This is a genomic window from Paenibacillus sp. FSL H8-0175 (assembly GCF_045040615.1).
Classification (GTDB): Bacteria; Bacillota; Bacilli; order Paenibacillales; family Paenibacillaceae; genus Paenibacillus_AQ; species Paenibacillus_AQ odorifer.
The window spans coordinates 4,150,011-4,174,784 of the sequence record NZ_CP150299.1; the positions used below are offsets into that span (position 1 = coordinate 4,150,011).

Annotated in this window: 19 protein-coding genes; 2 read left to right on the forward strand and 17 right to left on the reverse strand. The window is 44.2% G+C overall.

The window, feature by feature from the left end; genetic code table 11:
* Nucleotide 1: 1 nt before the first annotated feature.
* The 8 genes from MHH46_RS18405 to MHH46_RS18440 all read right to left on the reverse strand — a co-directional run bounded on the left by MHH46_RS18405 (nucleotide 2) and on the right by MHH46_RS18440 (nucleotide 8,749).
* Nucleotides 2-1,912, reverse strand: coding sequence for a nucleoside-diphosphate sugar epimerase/dehydratase (locus tag MHH46_RS18405; RefSeq protein ID WP_076194875.1), 1,911 nt, complete (start codon nucleotides 1,910-1,912; stop codon nucleotides 2-4).
* A 66-nt stretch (nucleotides 1,913-1,978) separates the two neighbouring features.
* The gene (locus MHH46_RS18410; RefSeq protein ID WP_081387982.1) at nucleotides 1,979-3,289 is read right to left on the reverse strand and encodes a glycosyltransferase family 4 protein; all 1,311 of its coding nucleotides are present in this window, start codon (nucleotides 3,287-3,289) and stop codon (nucleotides 1,979-1,981) included.
* Nucleotides 3,237-4,499, reverse strand: coding sequence for an O-antigen ligase (locus MHH46_RS18415; RefSeq protein WP_081387638.1), 1,263 nt, complete (start codon nucleotides 4,497-4,499; stop codon nucleotides 3,237-3,239). The genes MHH46_RS18410 and MHH46_RS18415 overlap by 53 nt, the downstream gene beginning before the upstream one ends.
* A gap of 48 nt (nucleotides 4,500-4,547) precedes the next feature.
* A complete protein-coding gene (locus MHH46_RS18420) occupies nucleotides 4,548-5,783 on the reverse strand; it encodes an oligosaccharide flippase family protein (protein WP_076194869.1) in 1,236 nt (411 codons plus the stop codon).
* 5 nt (nucleotides 5,784-5,788) lie between these two features.
* Entirely contained in the window at nucleotides 5,789-6,496 is a 708-nt protein-coding gene (locus MHH46_RS18425) for a CpsD/CapB family tyrosine-protein kinase (protein ID WP_076129750.1), read from the reverse strand.
* Nucleotides 6,444-7,202, reverse strand: a complete 759-nt coding sequence (locus MHH46_RS18430; RefSeq protein WP_076194867.1) for a YveK family protein — start codon at nucleotides 7,200-7,202, stop codon at nucleotides 6,444-6,446. The genes MHH46_RS18425 and MHH46_RS18430 overlap by 53 nt, the downstream gene beginning before the upstream one ends.
* A gap of 251 nt (nucleotides 7,203-7,453) precedes the next feature.
* Nucleotides 7,454-8,416: a permease prefix domain 1-containing protein gene (locus MHH46_RS18435; protein ID WP_076129752.1), complete on the reverse strand. Its 963-nt coding sequence runs from the start codon at nucleotides 8,414-8,416 to the stop codon at nucleotides 7,454-7,456.
* 6 nt (nucleotides 8,417-8,422) lie between these two features.
* A complete protein-coding gene (locus tag MHH46_RS18440) occupies nucleotides 8,423-8,749 on the reverse strand; it encodes a PadR family transcriptional regulator (RefSeq protein WP_076129753.1) in 327 nt (108 codons plus the stop codon).
* Nucleotides 8,750-10,174: 1,425 nt separating this feature from the next.
* On the opposite strand from MHH46_RS18440, the gene MHH46_RS18445 reads away from it, so the two are divergent.
* Nucleotides 10,175-10,360: a hypothetical protein gene (locus tag MHH46_RS18445; protein WP_076191009.1), complete on the forward strand. Its 186-nt coding sequence runs from the start codon at nucleotides 10,175-10,177 to the stop codon at nucleotides 10,358-10,360.
* A gap of 49 nt (nucleotides 10,361-10,409) precedes the next feature.
* On the opposite strand, the gene MHH46_RS18450 is transcribed toward MHH46_RS18445, so the two are convergent.
* On the reverse strand, nucleotides 10,410-11,195 hold the full coding sequence (locus MHH46_RS18450; protein ID WP_076191006.1) for an SDR family oxidoreductase: 786 nt from the start codon (nucleotides 11,193-11,195) through the stop codon (nucleotides 10,410-10,412).
* Between the two features lie 199 nt (nucleotides 11,196-11,394).
* Here MHH46_RS18450 and MHH46_RS18455 point away from each other — a divergent pair, with 199 nt between their 5' ends.
* Nucleotides 11,395-12,048: a TetR/AcrR family transcriptional regulator gene (locus tag MHH46_RS18455; protein ID WP_076129856.1), complete on the forward strand. Its 654-nt coding sequence runs from the start codon at nucleotides 11,395-11,397 to the stop codon at nucleotides 12,046-12,048.
* Between the two features lie 138 nt (nucleotides 12,049-12,186).
* Here the strand turns inward: MHH46_RS18455 and MHH46_RS18460 are convergent, their stop codons facing one another.
* The 8 genes from MHH46_RS18460 to MHH46_RS18495 all read right to left on the reverse strand — a co-directional run bounded on the left by MHH46_RS18460 (nucleotide 12,187) and on the right by MHH46_RS18495 (nucleotide 24,745).
* Entirely contained in the window at nucleotides 12,187-13,002 is an 816-nt protein-coding gene (locus MHH46_RS18460; RefSeq protein WP_076191054.1) for an ABC transporter permease, read from the reverse strand.
* Nucleotides 13,003-13,004: 2 nt separating this feature from the next.
* A complete protein-coding gene (locus MHH46_RS18465) occupies nucleotides 13,005-14,036 on the reverse strand; it encodes an ATP-binding cassette domain-containing protein (RefSeq protein WP_076191003.1) in 1,032 nt (343 codons plus the stop codon).
* 109 nt (nucleotides 14,037-14,145) lie between these two features.
* The gene (locus tag MHH46_RS18470) at nucleotides 14,146-14,478 is read right to left on the reverse strand and encodes a helix-turn-helix transcriptional regulator (RefSeq protein WP_038571799.1); all 333 of its coding nucleotides are present in this window, start codon (nucleotides 14,476-14,478) and stop codon (nucleotides 14,146-14,148) included.
* A gap of 1 nt (nucleotide 14,479) precedes the next feature.
* Nucleotides 14,480-14,902, reverse strand: a complete 423-nt coding sequence (locus MHH46_RS18475; RefSeq protein WP_076129854.1) for an SRPBCC domain-containing protein — start codon at nucleotides 14,900-14,902, stop codon at nucleotides 14,480-14,482.
* A 213-nt stretch (nucleotides 14,903-15,115) separates the two neighbouring features.
* Complete coding sequence (locus MHH46_RS18480) at nucleotides 15,116-20,635, reverse strand: discoidin domain-containing protein (RefSeq protein WP_076191000.1); 5,520 nt, start codon at nucleotides 20,633-20,635, stop codon at nucleotides 15,116-15,118.
* A gap of 31 nt (nucleotides 20,636-20,666) precedes the next feature.
* A complete protein-coding gene (locus MHH46_RS18485; protein WP_076190998.1) occupies nucleotides 20,667-22,103 on the reverse strand; it encodes a glycosyl hydrolase family 28 protein in 1,437 nt (478 codons plus the stop codon).
* Between the two features lie 104 nt (nucleotides 22,104-22,207).
* A complete protein-coding gene (locus MHH46_RS18490; RefSeq protein ID WP_076182453.1) occupies nucleotides 22,208-23,794 on the reverse strand; it encodes an extracellular solute-binding protein in 1,587 nt (528 codons plus the stop codon).
* Nucleotides 23,795-23,881: 87 nt separating this feature from the next.
* Complete coding sequence (locus MHH46_RS18495) at nucleotides 23,882-24,745, reverse strand: carbohydrate ABC transporter permease (RefSeq protein WP_076190995.1); 864 nt, start codon at nucleotides 24,743-24,745, stop codon at nucleotides 23,882-23,884.
* Nucleotides 24,746-24,774 lie beyond the last annotated feature (29 nt).

Here is a 24,774-nt window from a genome sequence, read left to right on the forward strand (position 1 = left end):
GTCAGATTCCCGCATGAACTTCGGATTTAATGCGTTCAAGATCATGTGTGCCCACCTGCGGTTCTTCCTGAAAGCCCGAATAGCTTGGAATTAGCTGCTTTAGCAGTTTTTTGATCTGATGACTGCTTGGCATCAGTTCATACCGTTTGCACAAGTTCTCCAGAACCCCCAACACCAAATTCAGTTCAGATCTGGAGACACTTTGCGGGCGGCTAATCATAATACGGTAGTTGTTAGTGACCAATAACCCTTCTTCTTCAGTCAAAAGCTCCTCAAACAATTTTTCTCCAGGACGAATGCCAGTGACCACAATGGGAATATCTTTGTCAGGCTCGAGACCCGACAAGCGGATTAAATCCCTCGCTAGATCGTATATACGAACTGGCTTACCCATATCCAGCACAAACACTTCTCCCCCTTGTGCCAGCACACTTGCTTGAATAACCAACTGTACCGCTTCGGGTATCGTCATGAAGTAACGCACCATATCCATATGTGTAACCGTCACCGGGCCGCCGTTTTCGATTTGTCTTTTGAATAACGGAATGACACTGCCCCGACTGCCCAGCACATTACCAAAACGTACAGCGGCAAAAACCGTCTTACTTAAGGAATTCTGATCATTAATGATCATTTCCGCGGCTCGTTTCGTGGCCCCCATAACACTGGTAGGATTAACCGCCTTATCCGATGAGATGAGGATGAACCGTTTAGCGCCATATTTAGCACTCGCTTCCGCTACATTCCTTGTGCCGATCACATTATTTTTAACTGCCTCTACTGGATTCATCTCCATAAGAGGAACATGCTTGTGAGCAGCGGCATGATACACAATGGAGGGGCGGAACTTTTGAAAAACGTTATCGATCCGCGATACATCCTGAATGTCCGCTATAATGGGATGAATGATCTGATCGGGATATAACTGCCGCAACTCTTGTTCAATAAGATAAATGCTATTTTCTCCATGCCCCAAAAGCAGCATTTCCTTCGGACGATACGCAGCCAATTGCCGGCATAATTCCGAACCAATTGAACCGCCTGCACCCGTGATGAGAATACACTCGCTTCCCAAATTCTCACGAATCTCTTCCGTATTAATTTCTACGGGACTTCTCCCCAGCAAATCATTTACGGATACTTCACGGATCATGTTAATGGCCATTTTCCCGTCCAAAATATCGGTCATACTAGGCATTAACTTGATCTGAGCTTTGGTAGATTTGCAGATTTCGATGATCTCCAGTAATTCCTTTTGAGGAGCCGTAGGCAAAGCGATGATAATGAACGAAATATCCAGCTGCTCGACTGCCTGGGGAATGAAGTTACGGTTACCGACAATCGGCAACCCCATAAGCTCCAGCTTGCGCTTTGAGATATCATCATCTATGAAGGCAACTGGGTTCATGAATTTAAATCTTGAATGCTTGATATCTTTGGTAACGAGGATGCCTGCTTTCCCTGCCCCAACGATTAGCAGATTGCCTTCGGATGAACCCTTTGTTCCCAGTGTTTCGAATCTATCGTTGATGAGGCGGTTAACTAAACGTAAGCCGGCAATGCCGAGAAATACGTAACCCGCTGCAAAATAAATCGAAATCGGCAATCGATAGGAAGGGACGAATACATGCGCAGATACATTGACAGCGACCACTCCGCAGAGTGTTAAAGCACTCACTTTTAGCAGCTGCAATAACTCACCTATACCGGTGTATCGCCAAATATTGTTATACACCTTGAATCCAAATGAGAACGCTGCGTACACCATAATGTGAATGAGTATCGCCCACGGAAGCATCCACATGTACTGCTCAGGGATTTGAAAATCAAACCGAAGTAAAAACACAAGCCACACTGAAGCCGCTATAATTCCCGCATCCAACATGACTAAACGTACGATCCGCATTTTCATCACTTCTTTCTCCCTAATTAACTAATTATTCGTTTATTCGTTTGTTGTCGTATATGCGAGAAAGAATTATCTATCTGCTGTCAGACCCGGTTGTAATTCAGACGGAAAAGACTTTATCCCTGGTTCTTTCAGCGCTTCTATATAAATCGAGTCCATTTCACGAAGCACCGCTGGCAATCCATAGCGAATAATCCTGTCCTTGTTCGCCTTACCCATTGCTGCGGTCAAAGCTGCGTCCGCTCGCAGTTGAACCAGTGCTTTTGCCGTAGCGGCAATATCATCCACTGGAACCAACATGCCCGTTGACTCATGCTCAATCAAATCGCGAATGCCCCGAATATGTGTGCCGATCACGGGTTTGCCTGCTGCCATCGCCTCCATAATCGCCCGGGGTAACCCCTCACGATAGGACACAAGTGCCGCAACATCACACGCTTGTAGCAAATCCGGTATATCTCTTCGGAACCCCAGAAAATGCACCTGATCCCTAACCTCTAACCGAGTAGCAAGTTCTATAAGGGTTTGCTCGAAAGGACCTGTACCTGCGAATGCTAGATGAATATCGCTTGCTTGATCACCCAAATGATGTAGTGCTTCGATCAACTGTTTTTGGTTTTTGTTAGCATTTAACTCAGCGACGCAGAGAACAACGAATGAAGGATTATCATTGTCACTCTTAGGTAAATCAAATAGCTGGTGACGACTTACCCCCTTCATTTTTGCAATTTCATCATCCCCCTCACCGCTACCGTATACCTGAAGATCAAGCCCGACTCCGCTCACATAAGTTACTCTTTTTCGCACAGGGAATTTCAGAGCACGCTCATAATCTTCACTATTAATGGTGATCAGTACATCCGTCCAACGTGCCATCAAATACTCCAACGGATAATAAAGCATCCAATTCAGAAAAGGAGCACCTTTAAAAAAATGAAAACCATGAGCTGTATACAATACGCTAGGGACACCTGCTCTATGGGCTGCAATCCGTCCGAGAATCGAAGCCACTGGTGTATGTACATGGACGAACTGAAATTTTTCCGCTTGGAAGCTTTTCGTTAAGATCCGCAGAGCCGTCCAATTCTTCAACTGTAAAGGACTTCGTTGTATAGGTACGTCGTGACATACAATTCCCCGCTGTTCCAAGCGCTGTCTGGCTTCGCCCGGCTGAGCGTAAGCATGGACTTCACACCCTTTTTGCAGCAATAACACCATGTAAGGTAAATGAAAACTCTCGAAATGCCCATATATGGAGGCTACAAAAGCAACCTTTGCTTGTAAGCCACCCTCAGCTGGAATACTCCCGATGTCCTTACTTGAGCTTTTATTGAGGTTGCTCTGCTCGTTGTCGAAGCTTGCGCCCAGTTGACCGTTCAACGTGTTGGGTTCGATAGGGCATCTCTCCTTTCAGGTTTTTGTCTGTTAACCGGATGCAAGCTCCGTTCATCGCCATCATGAACCACCAATACCGCTGGAATAACGCCTCAATACCCATCGATAACCCAATCATCGCCGCATGGGACAACAGCAATGCCATAATAATTGGCCTATGAATGGGATCTGCTGCACGATAAGAACGGATACCCACAATGAAGAACCAAATCATAAATCCTCCATATACAATCAAGCCCAATAAGCCGAATTCAGTCAAAAACCATATTGGCGTGTTGTGGATAATAATGCGCAGTTCGTAATTATAGGAACCAAGCCCAATGCCTAATAATGGACTTTGTGCGATCCAATCCACCGCTTTGTCAATGATGTCAAGACGCGACTGGATCTGGGAAGGTCTGCTGGACATAGACTCCAGCACATTTAGATAAGCGGTGCCTTTATACAGCAGCAGAGCTATAAAAGCCACACCAAACCCCATTCCGATCTTGAGCAGTCTGGAAGGTTTGGTAATCAAAAGTGTAAGTAATACAAGGAAGAGACCAATCCATGACGAGCGCGAGAAAGTCATCATAATGCCCCCGGCTAAGCTTATCGTCGCTAGTATGCTGACCCATCCCCGCAGCAGCTTTATCTTCTCCCCACTCGTCATGATATGAATGGCAAAAGCCGTCACCAGCAATCCCCCGTATGCATTGGGATCAATTAACATGCCGGACAACCGCCCGTCTTGCACCATAAACGGAACCTTTACTCCGCTGAAAAAAGCGAATAGGGCAACACCATTTAAGAGCAGCACACTGATCAGGAAAAATCGGAGCATCTTATATAACCGTTCCCAGCTATCTACGGCTTGCACAAGCATGATGTAGGTCAACAATAGGAGTATGAATCCAATATCTTTTTGCAGTAAGGCGTATTGGGTTATGAAGCCGTTGCGCCAAATGGATACAAAGGAAGCTAGAACAAAAATGAACAACATGCCCCAATGCCATGAACTGAATATCCTCCGGTCCAATTTGAGATGGAATCCAGCGGCAAACAAACCTAACATTAAGAAGAGATCCGACGGGGCGATACGGAAGGCTCCACCAAAATCAAACTGTGCCGGAAGGCATATGATATACCCCATGACCGCAAACAGAAATAAATTATGCATGGTGTAGGGCTTCCCTACAACAGATACAGATGTCATACAAGTTCCTACTTTCCTACTTTCCTACTTTCCTATAAAACAAAGAACTTATGCTGCCGCTTCCGACTGTTCCCGATTTCTTACCTTTCCGATGACACGATACAGCACAACTACACTGCCAATCATCTGTACAAATAACGACGAACTAGCTCCCATCGCAGCACCTACTACCCCGTAATGAGGTACGAAGATCAGACAACATAAGCCATTAGTGAATGCTGTGCACAGAAACAATGGAATCTGGGCTTTGTACCTTCCGGTAGCCGTTATGGCGTACCACAGGTAGGATGAAATAAATACCAGCATGGTGGACGCCAGCAGCCAATGAAACAACCCTAACTCTCCTGCCACGTCTGAACTGAATAATAAGGTTAACAGCTTGTGTCCAAACAACCACCCTATCAAACAAGCCACCGAACTAAAACCCAAACCCATCGCTATCATTCGGCTGAGTAAAGTGACAAACTCCTTGTGTCTCCCGGCTGAATGCCACCTGGCAAGACGTGGTGTTATGGCTTCACCAAGTGCGGTGACGACAACATTACAGGCAACAATCATATATGAGAGTGAAGCATAAATACCTAAGTCATGCTCCCCTTTAAAATAGGAAATCGCGTATAATGGGATATTCGTATTTAACGACATCAACGCCAACACCACGCCTAGCGGTGAACTGACGATCAGTAAACTCCATAGGCTTCTTTTGTTGAAGAGTGGCCTGAGAGAAGTGTATATTCTCGCTTTACGAGCATCATATCCAATCGTTATCGCTAACCATCCGATAATCATGACTAACAAGGCAAGAATAAGGCTCTGTGTAGGGATAAATACGAGGATGAAGATTAGAATGGAGAATAACCCTTTTGCCATTCTGGAGATTGAGATTTGATCTAATCTCTCCTCCTTTTGAACGATGCCTAATAAAATATCACTGATTGATTCAACGATTCTATACAGACCGATGAAGAAAATAACCAATGCTGTATTCCAATCCAAACCACTCATTATGCAAAAACCTGCGGTAATCGTAAACGCAAGGGCGGTTGTTATCAGCCGTAAGCCCAGAAAGTCTCCAAAACTGTATTTCCCCGATGAATCAACGATTAATACGGAACGAAGATGTAGATGCGACAGCATAAAGATCGGAGCAGTAACTGCAAGCCCTAGCGAATATTGCCCCACGATTGCCGATGACCCGAATTTATTCAGCAGGATCACAATCACAAATTGAGCACCAGCGTAAGTGATATTCCCGAGCAAATAACGAAGAGAAGCAAATGACATAGACGTCAGACCATTCCTGAAGAAGAGGCCCACTCGGCAAAATCTTCACCACGAATCTTGGAACGCCTGCTCTTTTTCCGATAATTCAATACGGCTCCCAGCAAATGTGCTCCCTGCTGCTCTAGCAAGTGCTTGGCAGAACTCGTGTGCTTTAAGAGTACTTTTCCGGATTTCACAACTAGCAATACCCCCTCAGTCATCGTTGCCAAAATAAGGGCATCCGAAAATGGCATTAATACAGAGGATGAGTCGATGACAATCGTATCAAAACGCACGCTCAGCTCTGTAAATAATCGCTTCATTCCTTCAGAGCCTAGTAATTCAGCGGGATTTGGTGAAATCGGACCAGAGGTCAATACAGACAAACCTTCTGCTTCCTCAATAGAAATAATGCAATCCTCTAAGCGGGTATGATCCACTAAGATACTGCTAAGCCCGATCCAATTAGGCAGATCAAATGCCTTATGCACCGTTGGCGTACGTAGATCCCCATCAATGAGTAGAACTGTCTTACCAGCTTCTGCCATGGCAATCGCCAGGTTTATCGCTACCGTTGATTTCCCTTCATCCGGAAGCGAGCTTGTGACTAATAAAGAGCGGATCTCTCCACCAACGCGGGTATAACGAATATTGGAGCGTATGCTTCGGAATTGATCTCCGTTAGATGACTTCGGTTGTTCCAGGCAATATAATTTTGGCGTTTTCTTCTTCATAACTTGTGGCTCCTTCTGCTGATTTGGTTTTCGCTTTATTCCGCCGTTTACGTGGCTTCAATTTGCCCACGGTTCCCAGAAGCGGAAGCTGCAAATCAAGCTGAATATCTTTGGCACTTCTCACGGGTTTCTCCATCATTTCCCGGAGGATAGAGATTGCGATCCCGGTAATCAGCGCCAATCCGAAGGCAACAGCCATATTGAAGACCGGCTTAGGTGAGACAGGATCAGAAGGAACCTTGGCACGGTCGAGAAATACAACATTCTCCACTCCCATAATCGATTGAATATTCGCATTAAAGGCTTCTCCGAAGCCATTCGCGATATCTGTTGCCCGTTGAGCTTTTGAATTGGTCACAATTACCGTTGTTACGAGTGATTCACTATTGGTTCTTGTCTTCACATTTTTGAGTAACTCTTCCGCTGTCATTTTTAGCTGCAGCTTTCTGACAACCTCTTCCGCTATCCTGCTGCTTCGAATGATCTCCCCGTAAGTGGTTACCAGCTTTTGTCCGGCCATAATGTCATTAATTGCTTTCTGCTGCCTGTCTCCTTGAATAAGTATAGAAGCTGTCGCCTCGTATTTCGGCTGTAAAACATAATAGCTAACACTACCAGCGAGCCCGACTGCAGCGATACATAATACAATAATGAACAGCAGCCTACGTTTTACTAGTTTCAAAATGCTGCCCAGTTCGAATTCCATCGATCATTTCTCCTAACTAGTTAATGTATTGTCGCCTCTTTAACAAGATTATTGTTGTATATTCATATTCTCTTTCTCTCAACATATGTCCAAGTCCGTACTTAAAATTTAAATGTCAAAATATTAAAGGGCTCATTTAGCTCACCTGTTAAAATCCAACAAAAAAAGGCATTCTTCCAGCAAAATCAACTGGTAGAATACCTTACATATAATCTATCTAGTTCAGGAATGTACAAGTGCAGTTAACACCATCAGGAGATATCTTTACGTTTCAGAACATGATGAACATTGCTTAACATGCCGGATAGAACTCCAGCAATTGGGAATACTGCCCAATTGACGTCCCAGCGCCCATAGACAAAACCCGTGAACAGAAAAATCGCCGTCGCCAAAGGCCATAATACAGCCCCAACAACTCCAACAAATCGGTTCTCTTCCTGCTTCTCTGCAGTGATATTCGGCTCCTCCAGCAACTTCGTATAAGTACCCTGGATATTCCCGTAATAGATGAACAAAAACACCGCCACAGCTGCAATAAACAGAAAAGCAGCGACTCCATAGGGAGCATAGTCATCGTTGACATAGCTAGTGGTAAAGATAAAAGCCGGCGACAGCACGCATAGGCAGACTCCTGTAATCAGAGAAAGACGGTAAGTCGGAGCATAAAGACTTTGGCTGCGTTGAAGCGCCATTTTTAGAGCATAAGGCAGCTGAAAGCCTTGCTCCAGACTCTTAAAGCGATCCAGCTTCATTCCGCTGTGTATAAACATCCCGACCGCGATAGCGACCAGCACGAACATTCCGACCAGCCCCAGCATCGAACCTTTATCACTCATAACAGCCTTATTTTCAAATATTGTATCCAGGGTGATCAAAAACGCCACTCCGCATGCGCAGAGAAAAACGCCGATCCCCGTCCATAATCCAGCGCTTCGTCTGGCCGCCGCATAAGCGTAAACCTCTTCTTCCGTCAGCACCGGAATAGCCTGTTCTGGCGCAACTGGATCGATGCCAAGCTCCGCTGTCAGCTCTTCAATATTGCCGAATTCCGATATGACGATACCAATCGCCTCATTCTCCGACTTGCCAGCAAGCTTCAGCTCCAGGTACTTCTCCTCCATCCCTGATAGCAGCTCTTGCTTCAGATGTTCCAGTTCCGGAGTCTTTGGCAGACCCGCAAACATATTATCCAGATATACTATGATCGTCTCCATGCTCTATCACCACTCCTTGATAAATTGGTTTACAACTTGCTGTGTAACCTTCCATTCCTCACATTTTTCTCGGTAATAGGCGAGACCCAAAGGGGTAATCCGGTAATACGTACGCCGCTTGCCAAGACTCTCATCCAGATAAAAGGATTCTATGTACCCGTTTTTCTCCAGTCGGGTGAAGGCAGAATATAATGTTGTCTCTTTCATAACATATTTCTCCTGTGTTAACTGCCTGATATTTTTGGAAATCTCGTACCCGTAAGATTCCCCGTCCAGCAGCATGTAGAGGATCATCGTATCATTGTAGCCGCGTATAACATCACTGCTGATCAAAAATATCCCCCCATGATTACTTCATCTGTCGTAGTAGTTGCAGTATAACATAATTACTACGACAGATGAAGTAGTTAATGGAAAAATAGGCCAACATAATTTGAGGACCGAACCTTCCTTGATAAAATCACAATTGCTGTCTGCGCATGAGGTAGCTTCCAATACGGGGTTAGGTATACGAAGGTGCAGGCCAGTAGTGTTTGCGGGGACGATGGTGTTTACTAGTAGGCTGTGTGCATAGACGGTGACGTTTACCTACTCTTAGTTTGGCGGATGAGGTACTATCGGACTCAGTTGGCGTTATTCGAGGCATTTTACTACTTTTCAGGTTCTATCGGACCCCAATGCACCTATTGGCGCACAAAACATCATATTTAGGGCCCTTTCTAGGGAATAGCTGCACTGGAGTCCGAAACTGCGCTGGAACTGCGAAAAACATACTAATAACGCCATTGGGGTCCGTTAGCCTTCCTTGCCCCATTATCTATTGAAGCAACAAACCAACGCTGGTTTGTTTTCCTTTTTATTGAACCTTAATACAATAAGGTTGACTGCAAGAACATAGGTGTTTACTTCCCCTTACTTTGCCGGACGAGCTACTATCGGACTCAGTTGACCTTATTCGCAGAAATTCCCCATTTTGCTGATCCTATCGGACTCCAATGCACCTATTGGCGCACAAATCACCATATTCGAACCTACTTCTAGGGAATAGCTGCACTGGAGTCCGAAACTACGCTAGAACTGCGAAAAACATACTAATAACGCCATTGGGGTCCGTTAGCCTTCCTTGCCCCATTATCTATTGAAGCAACAAACCAACGCTGGTTTGTTGTCCTTTTTATTGAACCTTAATACAATAAGGCTGACTGCAAGAACATAGGTGTTTACTTCCCCTTACTTTGCCGGACGAGCTACTATCGGACTCAGTTGACCTTATTCGCAGAAATTCCCCATTTTGCTGATCCTATCGGACTCCAATGCACCTATTGGCGCACAAATCACCATATTCGAACCTACTTCTAGGGAATAGCTGCACTGGAGTCCGAAACTACGCTAGAACTGCGAAAAACATACTAATAACGCCATTGGGGTCCGTTAGCCTTCCTTGCCCCATTATCTATTGAAGCAACAAACCAACGCTGGTTTGTTTTCCTTTTTATTGAACCTTAATACATTAGTTAGTTAATTACCCTGGACGAGCTACTATCGGACTCAGTTGACCTTATTCGCAGAAATTCCCCACTTTTCTGATCCTATCGGACTCCAATGCACCTATTGGCGCACAAATCACCACTTTCGAGCCCACTTCTAGGGAATAGCTGCACTGGAGTCCGAAACTACGCTAGAACTGCGAAAAACATGCTAATAACATCATCTGGGTCCGTACCACAGTGGATGATTATGAGTCGGCGATGTGATTAGATGTATATTGTTGATGTTGGTGATGATGATGTTGGTGATGATGATGTTGGTGATGTTGGTGATGTTGGTGATGTTGGTGATGTAAATTCAAGCGAACGGAGTCAAAGTCAGCAAGTCAAAACACAAAACAGCGGTTCTCCCATAATGGGGAGAACCGCTGTTTTGTTGTTTTTTTATAATCAATAAAATAGTTAATTATTGCTAACGAATACACCAACTTGAATACGTTGACCTATTAATGTCGTGTACGGAGCATGCGTCCAACAAAATAAAGCATTTGTTTACGTGTGAAAAAACGTGACATTTGAGCAGAAATATAGTTTGTAAATCCTGGGACAACAAATACTTTTTTAGCCTGAAGCGACCGAAGAGCCACTTGAACGACATTTTCTGGCGTGTCTCGTTTCCCTACCGAAGCCTCATCGGCTCCCACGACATTAAAAAATTCTGTTTCCGTAGACCCCGGACATAACGCAAGAAATTGTACGCCCCGTTTCCGATTTTCCTCCCATAGCGCTTGAGTAAATGATAATACAAAAGCTTTTGTCGCTCCATATACAGCCATATTAGGGAGAGGTTGAAATGCAGCTGTTGATGCAACGTTTATAATCACTCCACTTTTTCTATTTAACATCTCTGGCAAAAACAAATGGGTCAGATCTACAACCGCCAAAACATTTAGCATCACTTCTTCATGTTGTCTCGAACCAGATAGTTGTTCAAAAAGCCCATGCGTAGCAAAACCTGCATTATTAATAAGAATATCAACGTTCAAGCCACGTTCTACACATTGTTGATAGAGCCTGTCAGGGGAACCTTCTTGAGATAAATCAGCAACTAGAACCTCCGCTTGAATTTGAAATTCTCGTTTTAATTTTTCCGCTAAAGCAATCAGTTTATCTTCAGAACGGGCGACTAAAATTAAGTGACTTCCTTTGACTGCAAGTTCTCGAGCAAACGCTTCACCTATACCCGAAGAAGCTCCGGTAATCAACGTCCATTTATTTTGAATTGTAATCATTGCTATCCTCTCTCCCTTTAACGACCATTTAGAAACAATGTTTCAATAAGAATCATTGTATCCAAGTGAGGTTGTGTTGTCAAATAAAGTTCTACACATTTAATTATTGGCTATTTCTCTTCTACATCAGTAAAATAAGGGTTAGAAATAACGGCTATCTAAAAAAAGCTAAAGTAAAGTTCTAAGGAAGTGAAACTACATGCAAAAATCGTCCAAAATATCTTCTATAGATGCTGAATCCGTTACAACCTACCCAAAAGCAAAGCAACGGCATGCGGAAATATTAAGACTGAACATTATCGAAGCCGCTGCGGCCATTATGCATGAATCCGGACCCGAAGGTGTAACCATCCGTAAGGTTGCTGAAAAAATGGAATGTCCCACAAAAATCATTTATAACTTGTTTGGAAACAAGGAAGGTTTAGCGAAGGAGCTTTTTCTGCAAGGGTGTAAATTGTTGGCTGCTGCCTTTCAAGCGGTTCCAAAACAAGACAATCTAAATTTATATCTTCGCGAGCTTGGACAAGCTTATTGGGATTTCTCACGGAATCATACTAGCTATTATATGGTTATGTTCGGAGGAGCCTTTAGCGAATTCAAACCGGAGGAGGAAAGCTTACATGCTATCTTTACGGCACTACAACAAGTGATAGCCCTTATTACAGAAGCCATCGAACAAGGATTTATTAACGAAAAAGACCCTCTGCTTGTTGTGAACCTGGTGTGGGCGTCATTGCATGGCGTCATTCATCTGCATTTAGGGGGACATATTCAAAATGAGGAAACGGCTAAAATATTGTATGATAGATCGGTTTCCAATTTAATTCATACTTTCTTTAAAAAAGATTATTAATTCTAAAAAGGCCTCTTTGCAAGTCCCTACTCAACAAATTCAAGCCGTAATCTTGGGATATCCTTAGATCACGGCTTTTTTAACATGCTAAAAAAACACAAAAAAAACGGCATTTCTGCCGCTTCTTCATCTCTCTAATTATGTCCGGCGCATATATGCACGCACAGTGATAGGTGCAAAAACCGCAACAATCACAGCGGCTCCGATAAGTGAAATAGCAAAATCCCAACCTACGGTTCCAGAGTTAGCAAGCTCACGGACAGCTGACACAAGATGCGAGATTGGATTGACTTTGACAAACCATTGCAGCCAGTTAGGCATCGTATCTACAGGCACGAAGGCGTTGGATAGAAACGTGAGTGGGAACAACACAATCATTGATATCCCTTGTACGCTGGAAGCGGTTCGCGCAATCACACCAAAGAAAGCGAAAATCCAGCTAATCGACCAGGAGCAGACAATAACCAAAAGCGCAGCAATTGCGACATGCTCCAGACCGCCATCAGGTCGGTAACCCATAATATAACCCATGACAAAAGTAAGCACAGTAGCGATCGTATATCGAATCGTATCTGCCAACAAAGCTCCGGCTAATGGGGCTATTCGGGCAATCGGCAATGACTTAAAGCGGTCAAACACCCCTTTATCCATGTCTTCCCGCAGTTGGACACCAGTGACGATGGAGGTCGTGATTACAGTCTGCACTAGAATACCAGGAATAATAACGGGCAAATAGCTCACTACATCTCCTGATATGGCTCCACCAAAAATATAAGTAAACATTAGTGTGAAAATAATTGGCTGCAGCGTTACGTCGAACAATTGCTCGGGTGTGCGACGGATTTTCAATATCCCGCGATAAGCCATCGTTAACGAGTTACGAACAGATTGTTTGAAGCTCGTATGGTTTTTCAATTGTCGGGTCGCACCTGGACTAATAATAGAAGTTCTCATACTCATGCTCTTGCTGCCTCCTTATTCATTGATTCTTGTGATGCTTGGGATGCCTCATCCGTAACTCCATGGCCAGTGATCGTCAAAAACACTTCATCAAGCGTCGGTTTCTGCACACTCATCTCTGCGAGTGGAATCCCCGCTTCGCGGAGTGCAATAAGCAAATCAGTGACTAAATCAGCGTTCGCCATCGGTGCAGTAATTTTTCCAGCCTCATTCGGCACAATAGACTGGATATGCAGCACATGTTCCACAATCCGGCGCGCTTGAGCGATATCTTTAAGATTTTGGACTTTTAAGTGCAGCGAGGTGGTGCCCACTGAAGCTTTTAGCTCATCCACGGTGCCTTCTGCAACGACATGGCCATGATCAATAACTGCAATGCGATCTGCCAGCTGATCGGCTTCCTCAAGATACTGTGTAGTTAACAGCACTGTTGATCCTGTGTTCACCAACCGACGAATGGTATCCCACATTTGCGAACGTGTCCGTGGGTCCAGACCTGTTGTTGGTTCATCCAAAAAGATAAGCGGGGGCTGGGCAATCAGACTCGCTGCAAGATCCAGACGTCGGCGCATACCGCCAGAGAAATTTCGAAGCGGCCGTTTCGCCGCCTCCGTCAGACCAAACTCTTCTAACAACTCCGCTGCCTTTTGCCGCGCCTCTGCCCGCCCTAACCCTAAAAGACGTGAAAAGATAATCAGATTCTCTGTAGCACTAAGTGACTCATCCACAGAAGCATATTGTCCCGTAACCCCTATCAATTGCCGGACAATCTGCGACTCCTTTACCACATCATGCCCGAAGATTCGCGCCGCCCCCGCATCCGGACGAAGTAACGTAGCCAGCATCCGAATTACCGTCGTCTTTCCTGCCCCATTGGGACCAAGAACGCCGTAAATCGTGCCTGCCTTAACGTTCAGATTTACTCCATCAACTGCGCGATTGTCACCAAACGTTTTGACGAGCCCACGCGCTTCGACGGCCCAATCTCCAGGGTTGGGCTCAATTATTTTTTTGCGTTCATTTACCATTACAATTCCTCCAACGTTTTAGTTTGTATTGTGATGGTAACTCCCTTTTATAAACTGAATTTAAACAACACAAAAAACCGGGGAGCGCGATCTCACGCCACCCGGTTTATCACTTCTCATCTGAGTCAGCCTCAACATATTCTTTAAGCGCAAACAATTTATTAGCCCAGTAACCTTCAAAAAAGGCAAGCCAATCTTGCAGCTCCAGCAAAGGTTCTGGCTGAAGCTTATACCGGGTCTCCCGTCCGACTTTCTGACTGCTAACAAGCTGCGCATCGGACAATACCTGTAAATGCTTATTAACAGCGGTTCGGCTGATCGGGTAGCAATCCGTAATAGATGCTATAGACATTTCCTTATTAGCGAGCAGCTTTAGCAGACTGCGGCGGGTAGGATCTGCTATCGCTTGAAATACATCATGTCCTGCTTCAGCAACCGGCATATTAAGCCTCGATATAAGCAGGAAGTTTTTCTTGGACGATTTTTTCCCAGCCGCTATTCATAAAGCCGCGTACGATTGGATGTGGTTGTCCAAATTCAGTAACTTTTTCAGGGTCCCATCCAGAATGAATCAAGGTAAATTCCGTTTTCCCTTCGATTTCTTTCAGTTCAAAAGCAAGATGCCAATCCTTCCCCCAATTAAAACCAACACGATTCGGAGGATCAACTTCAGTTACTTTACAAGGAGAATCTCCGAATTGTCCAGCATGCAGGATGAATTCATGCCCAACAACAGGCTCAAATGTACTAGGCATCCACCAGGCTGCCATTCCTTCTGCCGTGGCAACAGCTTTCCAAACCTTTTCTATTGGCGCATTTAGTAAAATCGTTTGACGAATTTCTTGTAAGGGTTCTTGAGTTTGCATAATAAATAGCCTCCAGCATTCATTTAATATAACACCTTTTGGGTTCGCTTTTCATTATAACACCTATAGGTGTTATGTCAATTTACAGATTTCCCTAATTCTCCGTTCGTTATTCAACGTCTCAATCCCTCAATAGTATCCTTTAACTGCTATAAAAAAAACCCTCCCTCGTTCATCCCGAAGAAGGGGCCTTCTATTACATCAGCTCTATGGTCAGTTTCTTGGCTTGACAGTTACTGTGATTTTCTCGCTAGATGTCTCGCCTGATGCATTGACTAATACCGCGTAGTATTCATATACACCTGGTGTCTTATCTTTAAGTTTCGTAACTGTCATCTGAGCCGCAGGGGTAGCCGTGCTTAGTGTCTGTGTGTCGACTACTTCTCCATTCTCATACAAACGGTACTCAGTACCATTGGTTCCCCACCACATATTCATCACAACGTCGTAAGTTCCATCCCCACTCCAGTTGTCGTGGGATACTATAGGCTTGCCCGGCGCTGCATCTGTAACAGTAAGGATTAGCGGATCGCAGGCAGTCGAACCGAAGCTGTTGACTAGCTCGCACGTGTACGTGTAGGTTCCATTTGATTTGCCCACAATATCCGTACTCATGGCTTGTGCATTCGGTGAGCTGTCCGTCAGCATCTGGGTACTGATCAGTACATCGTTTTCATAGAGCTTAAACTCGGTACCGTTGTTCCCCCACCAAAGATTCATCGTGACGGCATAGCTGCCATCTCGAAGCCCGGTGTCGTGCCCATTATTGTCAGATAACACTGGCTTTCCAGGGGCTCCACCAGCAAGCGGAGTTGTACTCTGGAGCCATTGTGACCAACGGACTAGAACCTCTGCCTGCTCAGAAGTGAACACCTGATTGCTCTGGAGATTCACTTCACTATTAAAAGCTTCCAGCAAGCTGTGAACTTCTGCGCCAGCATGCTGCTGAGCTTTTTCTTTGGCGATCGCCAGCTGCTGCTTAAGTGAGTTGGTTACGTTTTCTAAATCTGGAGCACCCGTCTCAGCTGCAAAATTTTCGGATAATGCCGACAAGCTGTCAAATGTCGCATATACACTATACGAATGCTCTGCCAGCCCGACATTGCCCGCCGCATCCTCGGCTTTCGCAGTTACACTATGAGTTCCCGCTTCCAGCGTATACGCTTTAACATCTGCGAGCGTTGAATCACATGGCGAATAAGTAATGCCTGATACAGTATCAGCTGCACTACAGGTGATGTTTAATGTCTGCTCTATGGTATAGGAACTCTCTCCTTTAATTACTACCTGTGGTGCGGTCCGATCAATCTTCACCACAGCAGTCTTCTGCGGCTGTTCCACATTACCCTCTCTATCAACGCTCCAATAAACTAACTTATGTGTTCCTTCATTGGACAAAATAACTGAATTCCCGGTTTGCTGCTCGCCATCGTTTACTGTGAAATAGGTTGCCGCAACACCAGAGCCCGCATCTGTAGCTGTGAAGGTTACCAACGTATCCTTGTTGGTCCAACCTTGTGGCGCATCATCCGTTGTCACCGGAGCTGTTGGGTCCGCCCCTTTCACTACGCCATAAAAGCGTAATTCCGCCATGTTACCAAACCAATTACTACTATTATAGATCCGGATATAACGATAGGCTTCTGCGTTACTAATACTTAAGGTCTGCCAATCCATCGTTTTTCCTGCAGGAGAGGAGATTGTCGTCCAGCTTGTATGATCATTCGAACCCTGAACCACAGTCCCATTAATTCGTGTAAAATAATTATCTTGCCTGGAAAGCACCTCTGCCTTGGACAGCTGGACCCTATTCCCTTCTTTAAAATCAAACGTTATAAATCCTCCATATCCACTGCCATTTACCCGAAAATCCGTAATTGTGCCTGCATTTCCATCGAATAATGATCCCACAACATTCCTGAGATCGGTGGGTGTTCTCCCACTGGAATCACTAAAATTAGTAATCGCAAGCACATTACTAATCAACTCGGTCTCATCGGGAATGTACAGAGAGGAACCATCTGTAGTTGATGTTTTTTCCGGCCCCTCGATTCCCTCCTTTGACTTGTATTTAATACTAAAGTTCACAAGTCCAGGTTGTGCCTTATTGCCCATGACCGCTTCAGCCGTCCAATTGATCTTATCGACAGTAGCAACGGTTGCGACTTGATCCTGAATAATGACATTCACTTGGTTAATTGCATCGCTTGCTTTAAAAGACAATTTCACCGTGTCCCCAGTCACAATTCGTTTCTGGATACTTTGGTCGGAGCTAATGGACACCGCATCAAGCTTTGAATTGATTGTAACATCACCATACAAACGTAGTTCAGCCATGTTTCCATACCAGTTGTTTCCATTGGTGATGCGGATATAACGATAGGGTTCTGTGCTGTTAATCGTCAACGTCTGCCATTCCGGCGTATTTCCTGCTACATTAGAGATCGTAATCCACGTCACATTGTCGTTGGAGCCTTGCACCACTGTTCCATTAATTCTGCCCGTATAATTGTCTTGCCTTCCGATTACTTCTACCCTAGACAGCAATGCCTGACCGCCTTCTTTAAAGTCAAAGGTTAGATATGCACCATAACCACTGCCATTTAAACGAAAATCAGTGATGGAACCTAAATGATTATCAAATAAAACTTTTGCTGTTGCCAAAAGATCAGCCGGATTTCTTCCACTGGAATCGATTAGGTTTGCTATCTCAAGCACATTAGCGATAAGTCCCGTCTGATCTGCAATGAATAAAGTAGAACCATCTGTTGTAAAAATAGTCTCTACTGCATCCGCTCCAGCTGCCGTTTTATAATTGATCTTAAATTTCACAGTACCTGATGGAACATTTTCATTCACCACAAGCTTAGCTGTCCAGTTGATATTGTCCACAGAACTGACTGCAACAGGCTGACCCTGTATATGGGCCGTGGCATTATGGATCATTTCTGTAGACTTAAAGGATAATTGAATCGTATCCCCTGGTATAATTCGATTTCTTAAGCTTTGATCCGAGTGAATGGACACGGACTCTAATTGATTTACTGTCTCATACCGCTGGCCAAAGATTCTAAATTCAGCAATTTCCAGCATAGTACTCGAAGGCTTTATCATTTCCATTTTCAAAAATCGGAATTTTTCATGCTCCAGGCCTGCTTGAACCTCAAGTCTCTGCATCTCTTCAGTAACTGTTGTCAAGCCGGGGGTTAAGCGGGTCCAATTTTCTTTGTCATTCGATCCGAACATTGCAACGCCGCCAATTCTCTCCGGAAAACTAGCTCTTACCTGAAGCTCAAAGCTTTCTGCTGATATTTGAAAATCCGGTCCTAAATCCATGTAATGCGCCCGATCCTGCGCTGTATAATACCCCACAAAACTATCATTTGTGTTGTCCAGCAGGTTCGGGACAGCGTTACCAAAGGTTGAGCTAACAAACATATTCGTAAAATTAACACTTCCATCTTTCATTAATGGCGTCAATTCTTTAAGACTTTGCACTGCGAGATTCAGGTCAAATAACTTCTGATAGAAGACCTCGTCAGTGGCAGTAGTAATTACATCCATTACCTCAGCGTGCACTTGCTTATAGTGAGCTAACGTTGCCGAAATGTAAGGCACATCAACATGATAAGGAGAAATGACGGCGTTGACGGCAGATTGCCGATCATTCGCTACTACAACACTAACATCCTTGGCTGTAACCGAAGTTCCATCTGCGGCACTCACTACAAAGGAGTAGGTTCCCGCATGTGCTCCAGACCAAGAGAAAACACCTGAAGTCTCATTGAACACTGCACCCTCAGGTAACTGATCCGCTTGATAGGTAACAACATCCGTTGCACCTGCGTCTGTCGCAGAGAAATCAAATTGAATTGCAGCTGTAGATCCCTCATAGGTAAATAAAGATACTGGTGCCTTTCCTGATGTAAATACTGGAGGGGTAAGCTGTGCCCCAGCTTTTAAATTAATATGGTCAATATCGACTGTTGTTCCATTTCCTTTTACATTAAAATAGACAAGATCGCTGAAGCCTTGGAACTCATTGAACTCATACTGAATATACCTCCATTGCCCCTTTGTATCAGGCAGCGTAACGGTATCGCCAAACACCTCCATGGTTGCTATGCCATTAGTCCGAATCTTAAAAGCAATGATTCGTTCGCCACTGCTTGCACCCACAAAAGCAATTTTACTGCCCTCATCTGTTGCGGTAATTTCAACGTAAGTAGTGTCTCCTTCTTGTTTTGTGGTGGAGTGACCATCAAGCTTCGTGTACCGGTCTTCTAGTTCTCTCAAATCTGGATTCGTTATCACCTTCGGCAAATTGAGCGTACCCTCGTCCTCTGCTTCTTTAGGAATGTACAGCCAATAATCCCCGCCTCCATCCGGAGACTCCCAATAGAAAGGCAATCGCTTAGCAAACATCTCGCTAAAATAAGGAGCTTCAACCTCCATATTTATTCCAGCTGTATATTTATAATAATAATAAAGATCATAGACATTACCGCCAATTCTCCCCCTGTAACCGCCAGCCAAGTGTTTATAGATAATCGTTGGATTTCCATTTACATCTGTATGTGCCGCCACTGGAATCCATGGTGTATCATGGCCAATCATATACTGCGCAAAGTAGTCGGCAGCTTTTAAAATCCGTTGATCTAGAAATTCATACGGCCCCACCGCATTTGGCGCACTAGAAACAGTCCCCTCTACCGGATTTACCTTTGTTTCCTGAGCCAATAATAAACGTGATAAAATCTCTACATTCGTTATATCCCCAGCGCCATGCGCCTGATCTCTGCCCATTTCAACATGCTGAACTACGGGTGGATTAACTTTTTCCCCTGTTACAATATTTGTATCAACCCATCTGAATAAAGCTTTTATCGCGCCATTTTGCCCCTGATCGACAGCGGTTTTATTGACGGTAAACCATTCAACTCCCTCATTGTACCTCTCTTTATTTCCTGTAAAAATATAACCTGACATAGCTCCAAGCAGCGGATAAAGATGCTGGTTCATAAAACGATCATTTGTGTGTTGGAACGTTTCAATAACCGGATTAATAAGATTATTCGTAAAATCAGCGACATCTTTTTCCGTCCATTTCAGCTCTTCAGTTTGAGCACTTGTGTACCTTAAGATTTCCGCCGCAGTAACCATTCGATTAAGTGGAATTCCTGTATGAATATGTGCATCATTAAAATACACGTATTTCTCAGGGTCCATCTGTGACCAAATCCGGATAATATGCATGGCATTGGCTCTGTAAACCTCATCACCCGATATTACATACAATAGAGCTTGTGTATAAGCCTTCAAACCATCCGCTATAAATCTTGAATTAAAGCCCTGGCTATTAAAAGCATCGCTCGCTGGTTTCAACGGATCCGCACCACTTTGATTGTTGGAAGTGACCGTCCTTGAAGCTGCCGGAGAGAGAAGCATCTGATTATAATAAGCGATCCAGGGTTCTTTTTGCGCCCGTACCTGTGTCCTAATATTCTCAAGAATATCCTTGGTCAGGCCAACACCCGGATGTTTGAATCCGCTTTCATCTATAACCTCATTAATGGTAGGTTGGTAATCCGTAATTATCGACAGCTCTGTCGATTCTACTGCGGCTCCTTCTGCCGATAAAGGCACTAGCGTTACCAACAAACTTAAGGAAACTGTGATCCTAAAAATACGTTTAAGCGATTTTCCAAAGAGTAGCTCTTTAAATGAATTCATTGTTCTCCTCCATTCATTTACATCCTCTGATTTAATGCAAATAAATACCGCTGGCAAATTCATTCACTACAAAATGTTTGTTATTCAGGTCGACAATAACCTCTCCATTAATCTGAAGATTATAAAAATAAATATCCTTCACACCTCTTTCCTCGTCATAGCCGAATATACAGGAAGGATTGATATTCTTCCCATTGTAGGTGATATCGCTAAACTCTATATTTTCGATACATCGTCCTGGCACCGGATTATAGGTTTTATTCCAGACCACGCGGACATCAAACAGCTGCCCCAGTTCAAAATCCTCCACCCGGATATTTTTGAAAGTAACCTTACGAACGGTATTGTTGTCCCCTGCACAGATTGCCATAACCCCCCAATAATTTTCCTGTGGCTCGTGATGCTCAAGCACATCGATATTTTCAAACCAAATATTTTCTATAAAATCGCCATTATGTTGGTGATCACCATGAATACCGACATGCATGGCATGAGCAACGTCCGCCCAGAGTATGGAATCTTTAACCGTGATATGGCGTGAGTCTCCATAATACTCTCCACGGCTGCCGTAAATGGCAATGCAATCATCAGAAGTTCTCAAGAACACATCTTTAATATCCACATTTGAGCTAGCCATCATATCAATTCCATCACACCAGCCGCGTGTACTGAAAGCTTTGAAGTTATGAATGCGGATATGCTTAGACGCTCCGATATATATACTGTAATGCGGAGGATCAAGCGTGATGATCCCTTCGATCTCAACCTGTTCAGAATGCTGGATTTGAACGCCTCTTAAATAAGTGGTTTTCTCCATATCCGCCAAATACAGAACACCTCTGCCGCGAACAACAACATTCTCAGCATGGTCAATCATTATGGATCCGCAAAGGATCGCGCCTCCGGCAATATAAACTGTGGTCCCAGAAGGGATATGCAGCATTGGATTCTCGAATTGATGAAGCCCGGGCATAAAATATATCGTTTGACGCTCCCCATTAGCCCTTTCTGACAAATGATGAACTTGTTCTGCGATAGCCGCAAATTGATGTATTCCTGGTTGGACAAGCACTACATTATCATCGTCAAGTTTAGGTGGGGCTGTCTCCAAGGGGTTGGCAAAAAGATGCAAGTTACTAAAACGTTCTCCATTGATTTCAATGGAAAGCTTACACGGGTGCTCCAATGTGAACAAAAGGGTATTCTCTTCGATTTGAATTGGAATATGGGTTGCCAAAGGGCGAATAACCGCTTGTTCAATCTGCCGGTTATTACAATGAACAGAGACCTCCACCGTGCCTTCCATATCAAAATAAACCATCGATGTCGATCGAACCTGATGCATATCCACCTTTGCTTCAAAAACAAACAGTGCTTGCCATCCCCCACCAGGCTCTCGTACACTCACTGTAAAATCGTCTTTCCCCAGGGCTTCATTCGGCTGCTCATAAATAATTAATCCGCTCATTTCTACCTCCGTTATCTTAAAATCAACTCTCTTAAGGGTTTAATAAATAGGCTGGAGCAAGCTTTTGCTCCAGCCTATCATCCAGTACTAATCAGCGAACGCTGCTATTTACGATCTGCCAGCACTTTATTTACCTCATCCGTTACTTCCTGACCTCCGGCCTTTAGCCAGCTATCCTTGAAATTATCAAAATCTTTACCCGTGTTCGCTTCTCCTGTAATTGCTTTGATAACAAACGTATCTTGCAACGTCTTCAGATTGCCCCAATACTTGGGTTTGCTTGTTAATACCGCTGGTCCCAGTACATCTAGCAATGGTGTAACACCTGGAGTGATCTTGTCTCTCAAATCTAGCAATTCTTGTTTTACCGTATGTTTTTCCATTGAAGTGTCTGTGGAGCTAAGTGGATTATAGAAATTACCTGCTCCCATCTTCGGAGCACTAACCTCTTCATCCGCTTTTGGAATGGCAAGGTCCCCTTCCATATCATAGCTCACACCCAATTGACCGAAACCTGTCAGCAGAAAACCTTCGGAATCCGTAGACACATATTCGAGAATTTCCATAATCTTATGACGTTTCTTCTCATCCTTTTCGAGTTGAACACCGAACAATACTGGCGCCTGTCTTGCACCATACGCGAAAGAATAAGCAACGCCATCTGGGGCTGTAAACGGCTTGCCAGGCACGAATATTTGACCTTTCTCTAGACCAGGTTTTGCGACAAACCCAGATTCTTTATAAAAATTGCCCCACTTCCCGTTATCCACCATACCCACTTTTTGGTCAGCAAATTTAATATTGATTTCGTTATTATCACTAGTTATGAATTCAGGATCAATCAGACCTGCTTTGTACCATTTGCTCAATAACGCCAATGCTGATCGCGTCTCTTCTGTAATGCCTCCATAAACTACGTTCCCGGAAGCATCCTTTTTGAACTGATAAGGGGAAACAGCAAATGCTGAGAAGACACTTGTGAACAATTGCTCTGGAAGCTTGCCGCGGCCGATTAAACCGTAAGTATCCTTCTTCCCATTTTTGTCCGGATCTTCATTAACAAATTTGGTGAGTACATCCTCAAGCTCTTCCAATGTCTTGGGTGGTTCTGAGTAGCCAATATTTTTCAGCCAGGCTTCATTATAGCCCGGAATAAATCCATCAAGACCACCTGGCCAAATTTTCGGGATCCCCCAGTTTTTTTCGTTGTATAAGCCTACGCCCCATGCCCCGGAATCAACCGAATCCAATGCTGCTGCATATTTCGGCATCAGGGATTCAATTTCAGCCTTATCAATCGTCGCAATAATCCCTTGATCTGCCCATTGCACCATATCCGTTTCATTTGCATCGACCGGGAAGATATCAGGAATATCTCCAGAAGCAAGAAGCACCGAAAATTGTTCTTTCCAAGTTCCACGTTCCAATTTAATATTTTTGATTTTTACATTAAATTTCTTCTCGAGCTCGGTTTGCACATAGTTACCGTCTTCTTCTGGCGTATTAAAGTTGTTCGCCCAAATAATTTCAATCGGAGCTTCAGCTGCTGATGTTCCCCCTTGACCTTGGTTCGTCGGCTTCGTTTCGTTAGTGTTATTATTCGCCACATTCCCGCCGCAACCGCTCATGACAAGTGAAGCCGATAGGGCTATCGCAGCAATTTCCAACCATTTCTTGGATGTATGCCTCATATTCTTTTATTTCCTCCCTTTTCTAGTTCATCTATATATTTAGACAGCACGCGGATATAGCGGACTGTTTAAACCGTTCTGAGCCTTCTAACCCTTAAGTGATCCAACCATAATTCCTTTAACGAAGAAACGTTGCAGGAATGGATAAATCATTAATATAGGTAGCGCTGTAAACATAATAATCGCCGATTTGACCATTTCAGGAGCCTGCTCATTGGTAGGAAGTGGTAACATCGGATCTCCTTCGGCCGAAATAACTAGCCGTCTTAAGAAGAGCTGCAGTACAATCTTTGATTGATCCTGCATATATAACATTGCATCAAACCAAGCGTTCCAGTGCCCTACTGCAGTCCATAGGGCTAACGTTGCTAGAACAGGCTTCGACAGTGGAATAACAATCGTAAATAAGATCCGCATATCATTAGCCCCATCTATTTTAGCTGAATCCTCCAGTTCCTCCGGTATACCCATAAAGAAATTTCGCAGGAGCAGAAGATTAAACGTGCTGAGCAGGCCGGGGACAATATAAACCCATAACGAATTTATAAGTCCCAGACTTTTGATTAGCAGATAGGTAGGGATAAGCCCGCCGCCAAAAAACATCGTTACGACAATGAACATTGTATAAAATCCCCGGTGCGGCAAATATTTACGAGATAGCGGATATGCTCCCAGTGACAGAAACATGAGTGTCAGAACTGTTCCTACAACTGTGCGGAAAACCGTATTCCCCATCGTTTGCCAGACTGTATCTGTTGTCAGTACACGCTTCCAAGCAAAGAAGGAAACTTCTTTGGGATAGAAATGAATTCCCGGCCGTAGTGCTTCCGCAGGGGTGCTAAACGATATAGAGAGCACATGCAAGAAGGGATAAATCATCGTAATACAAAGAATGATTACAAATAGGATTAGAAAGACTTGGAATACTTTTTCACCAGTGGATAGCTTCAATTGTAGTTACTCCTTCCTTACATTCATTC

What these genes read in the sequence shown, in the direction of transcription:
- MHH46_RS18405 (WP_076194875.1), bottom strand. Translation starts at nt 1,912, where the DNA reads ATGAAAATGCGGATCGTACGTTTAGTCATGTTGGATGCGGGAATTATA.
- MHH46_RS18415 (WP_081387638.1), bottom strand. Translation starts at nt 4,499, where the DNA reads ATGACATCTGTATCTGTTGTAGGGAAGCCCTACACCATGCATAATTTA.
- MHH46_RS18420 (WP_076194869.1), bottom strand. Translation starts at nt 5,783, where the DNA reads ATGTCATTTGCTTCTCTTCGTTATTTGCTCGGGAATATCACTTACGCT.
- MHH46_RS18425 (WP_076129750.1), bottom strand. Translation starts at nt 6,496, where the DNA reads ATGAAGAAGAAAACGCCAAAATTATATTGCCTGGAACAACCGAAGTCA.
- MHH46_RS18430 (WP_076194867.1), bottom strand. Translation starts at nt 7,202, where the DNA reads ATGGAATTCGAACTGGGCAGCATTTTGAAACTAGTAAAACGTAGGCTG.
- MHH46_RS18435 (WP_076129752.1), bottom strand. Translation starts at nt 8,416, where the DNA reads ATGGAGACGATCATAGTATATCTGGATAATATGTTTGCGGGTCTGCCA.
- MHH46_RS18445 (WP_076191009.1), top strand. Translation starts at nt 10,175, where the DNA reads ATGTATATTGTTGATGTTGGTGATGATGATGTTGGTGATGATGATGTT.
- MHH46_RS18450 (WP_076191006.1), bottom strand. Translation starts at nt 11,195, where the DNA reads ATGATTACAATTCAAAATAAATGGACGTTGATTACCGGAGCTTCTTCG.
- MHH46_RS18455 (WP_076129856.1), top strand. Translation starts at nt 11,395, where the DNA reads ATGCAAAAATCGTCCAAAATATCTTCTATAGATGCTGAATCCGTTACA.
- MHH46_RS18460 (WP_076191054.1), bottom strand. Translation starts at nt 13,002, where the DNA reads ATGAGAACTTCTATTATTAGTCCAGGTGCGACCCGACAATTGAAAAAC.
- MHH46_RS18465 (WP_076191003.1), bottom strand. Translation starts at nt 14,036, where the DNA reads ATGGTAAATGAACGCAAAAAAATAATTGAGCCCAACCCTGGAGATTGG.
- MHH46_RS18470 (WP_038571799.1), bottom strand. Translation starts at nt 14,478, where the DNA reads ATGCCGGTTGCTGAAGCAGGACATGATGTATTTCAAGCGATAGCAGAT.
- MHH46_RS18475 (WP_076129854.1), bottom strand. Translation starts at nt 14,902, where the DNA reads ATGCAAACTCAAGAACCCTTACAAGAAATTCGTCAAACGATTTTACTA.
- MHH46_RS18480 (WP_076191000.1), bottom strand. Translation starts at nt 20,635, where the DNA reads ATGAATTCATTTAAAGAGCTACTCTTTGGAAAATCGCTTAAACGTATT.
- MHH46_RS18485 (WP_076190998.1), bottom strand. Translation starts at nt 22,103, where the DNA reads ATGAGCGGATTAATTATTTATGAGCAGCCGAATGAAGCCCTGGGGAAA.
- MHH46_RS18490 (WP_076182453.1), bottom strand. Translation starts at nt 23,794, where the DNA reads ATGAGGCATACATCCAAGAAATGGTTGGAAATTGCTGCGATAGCCCTA.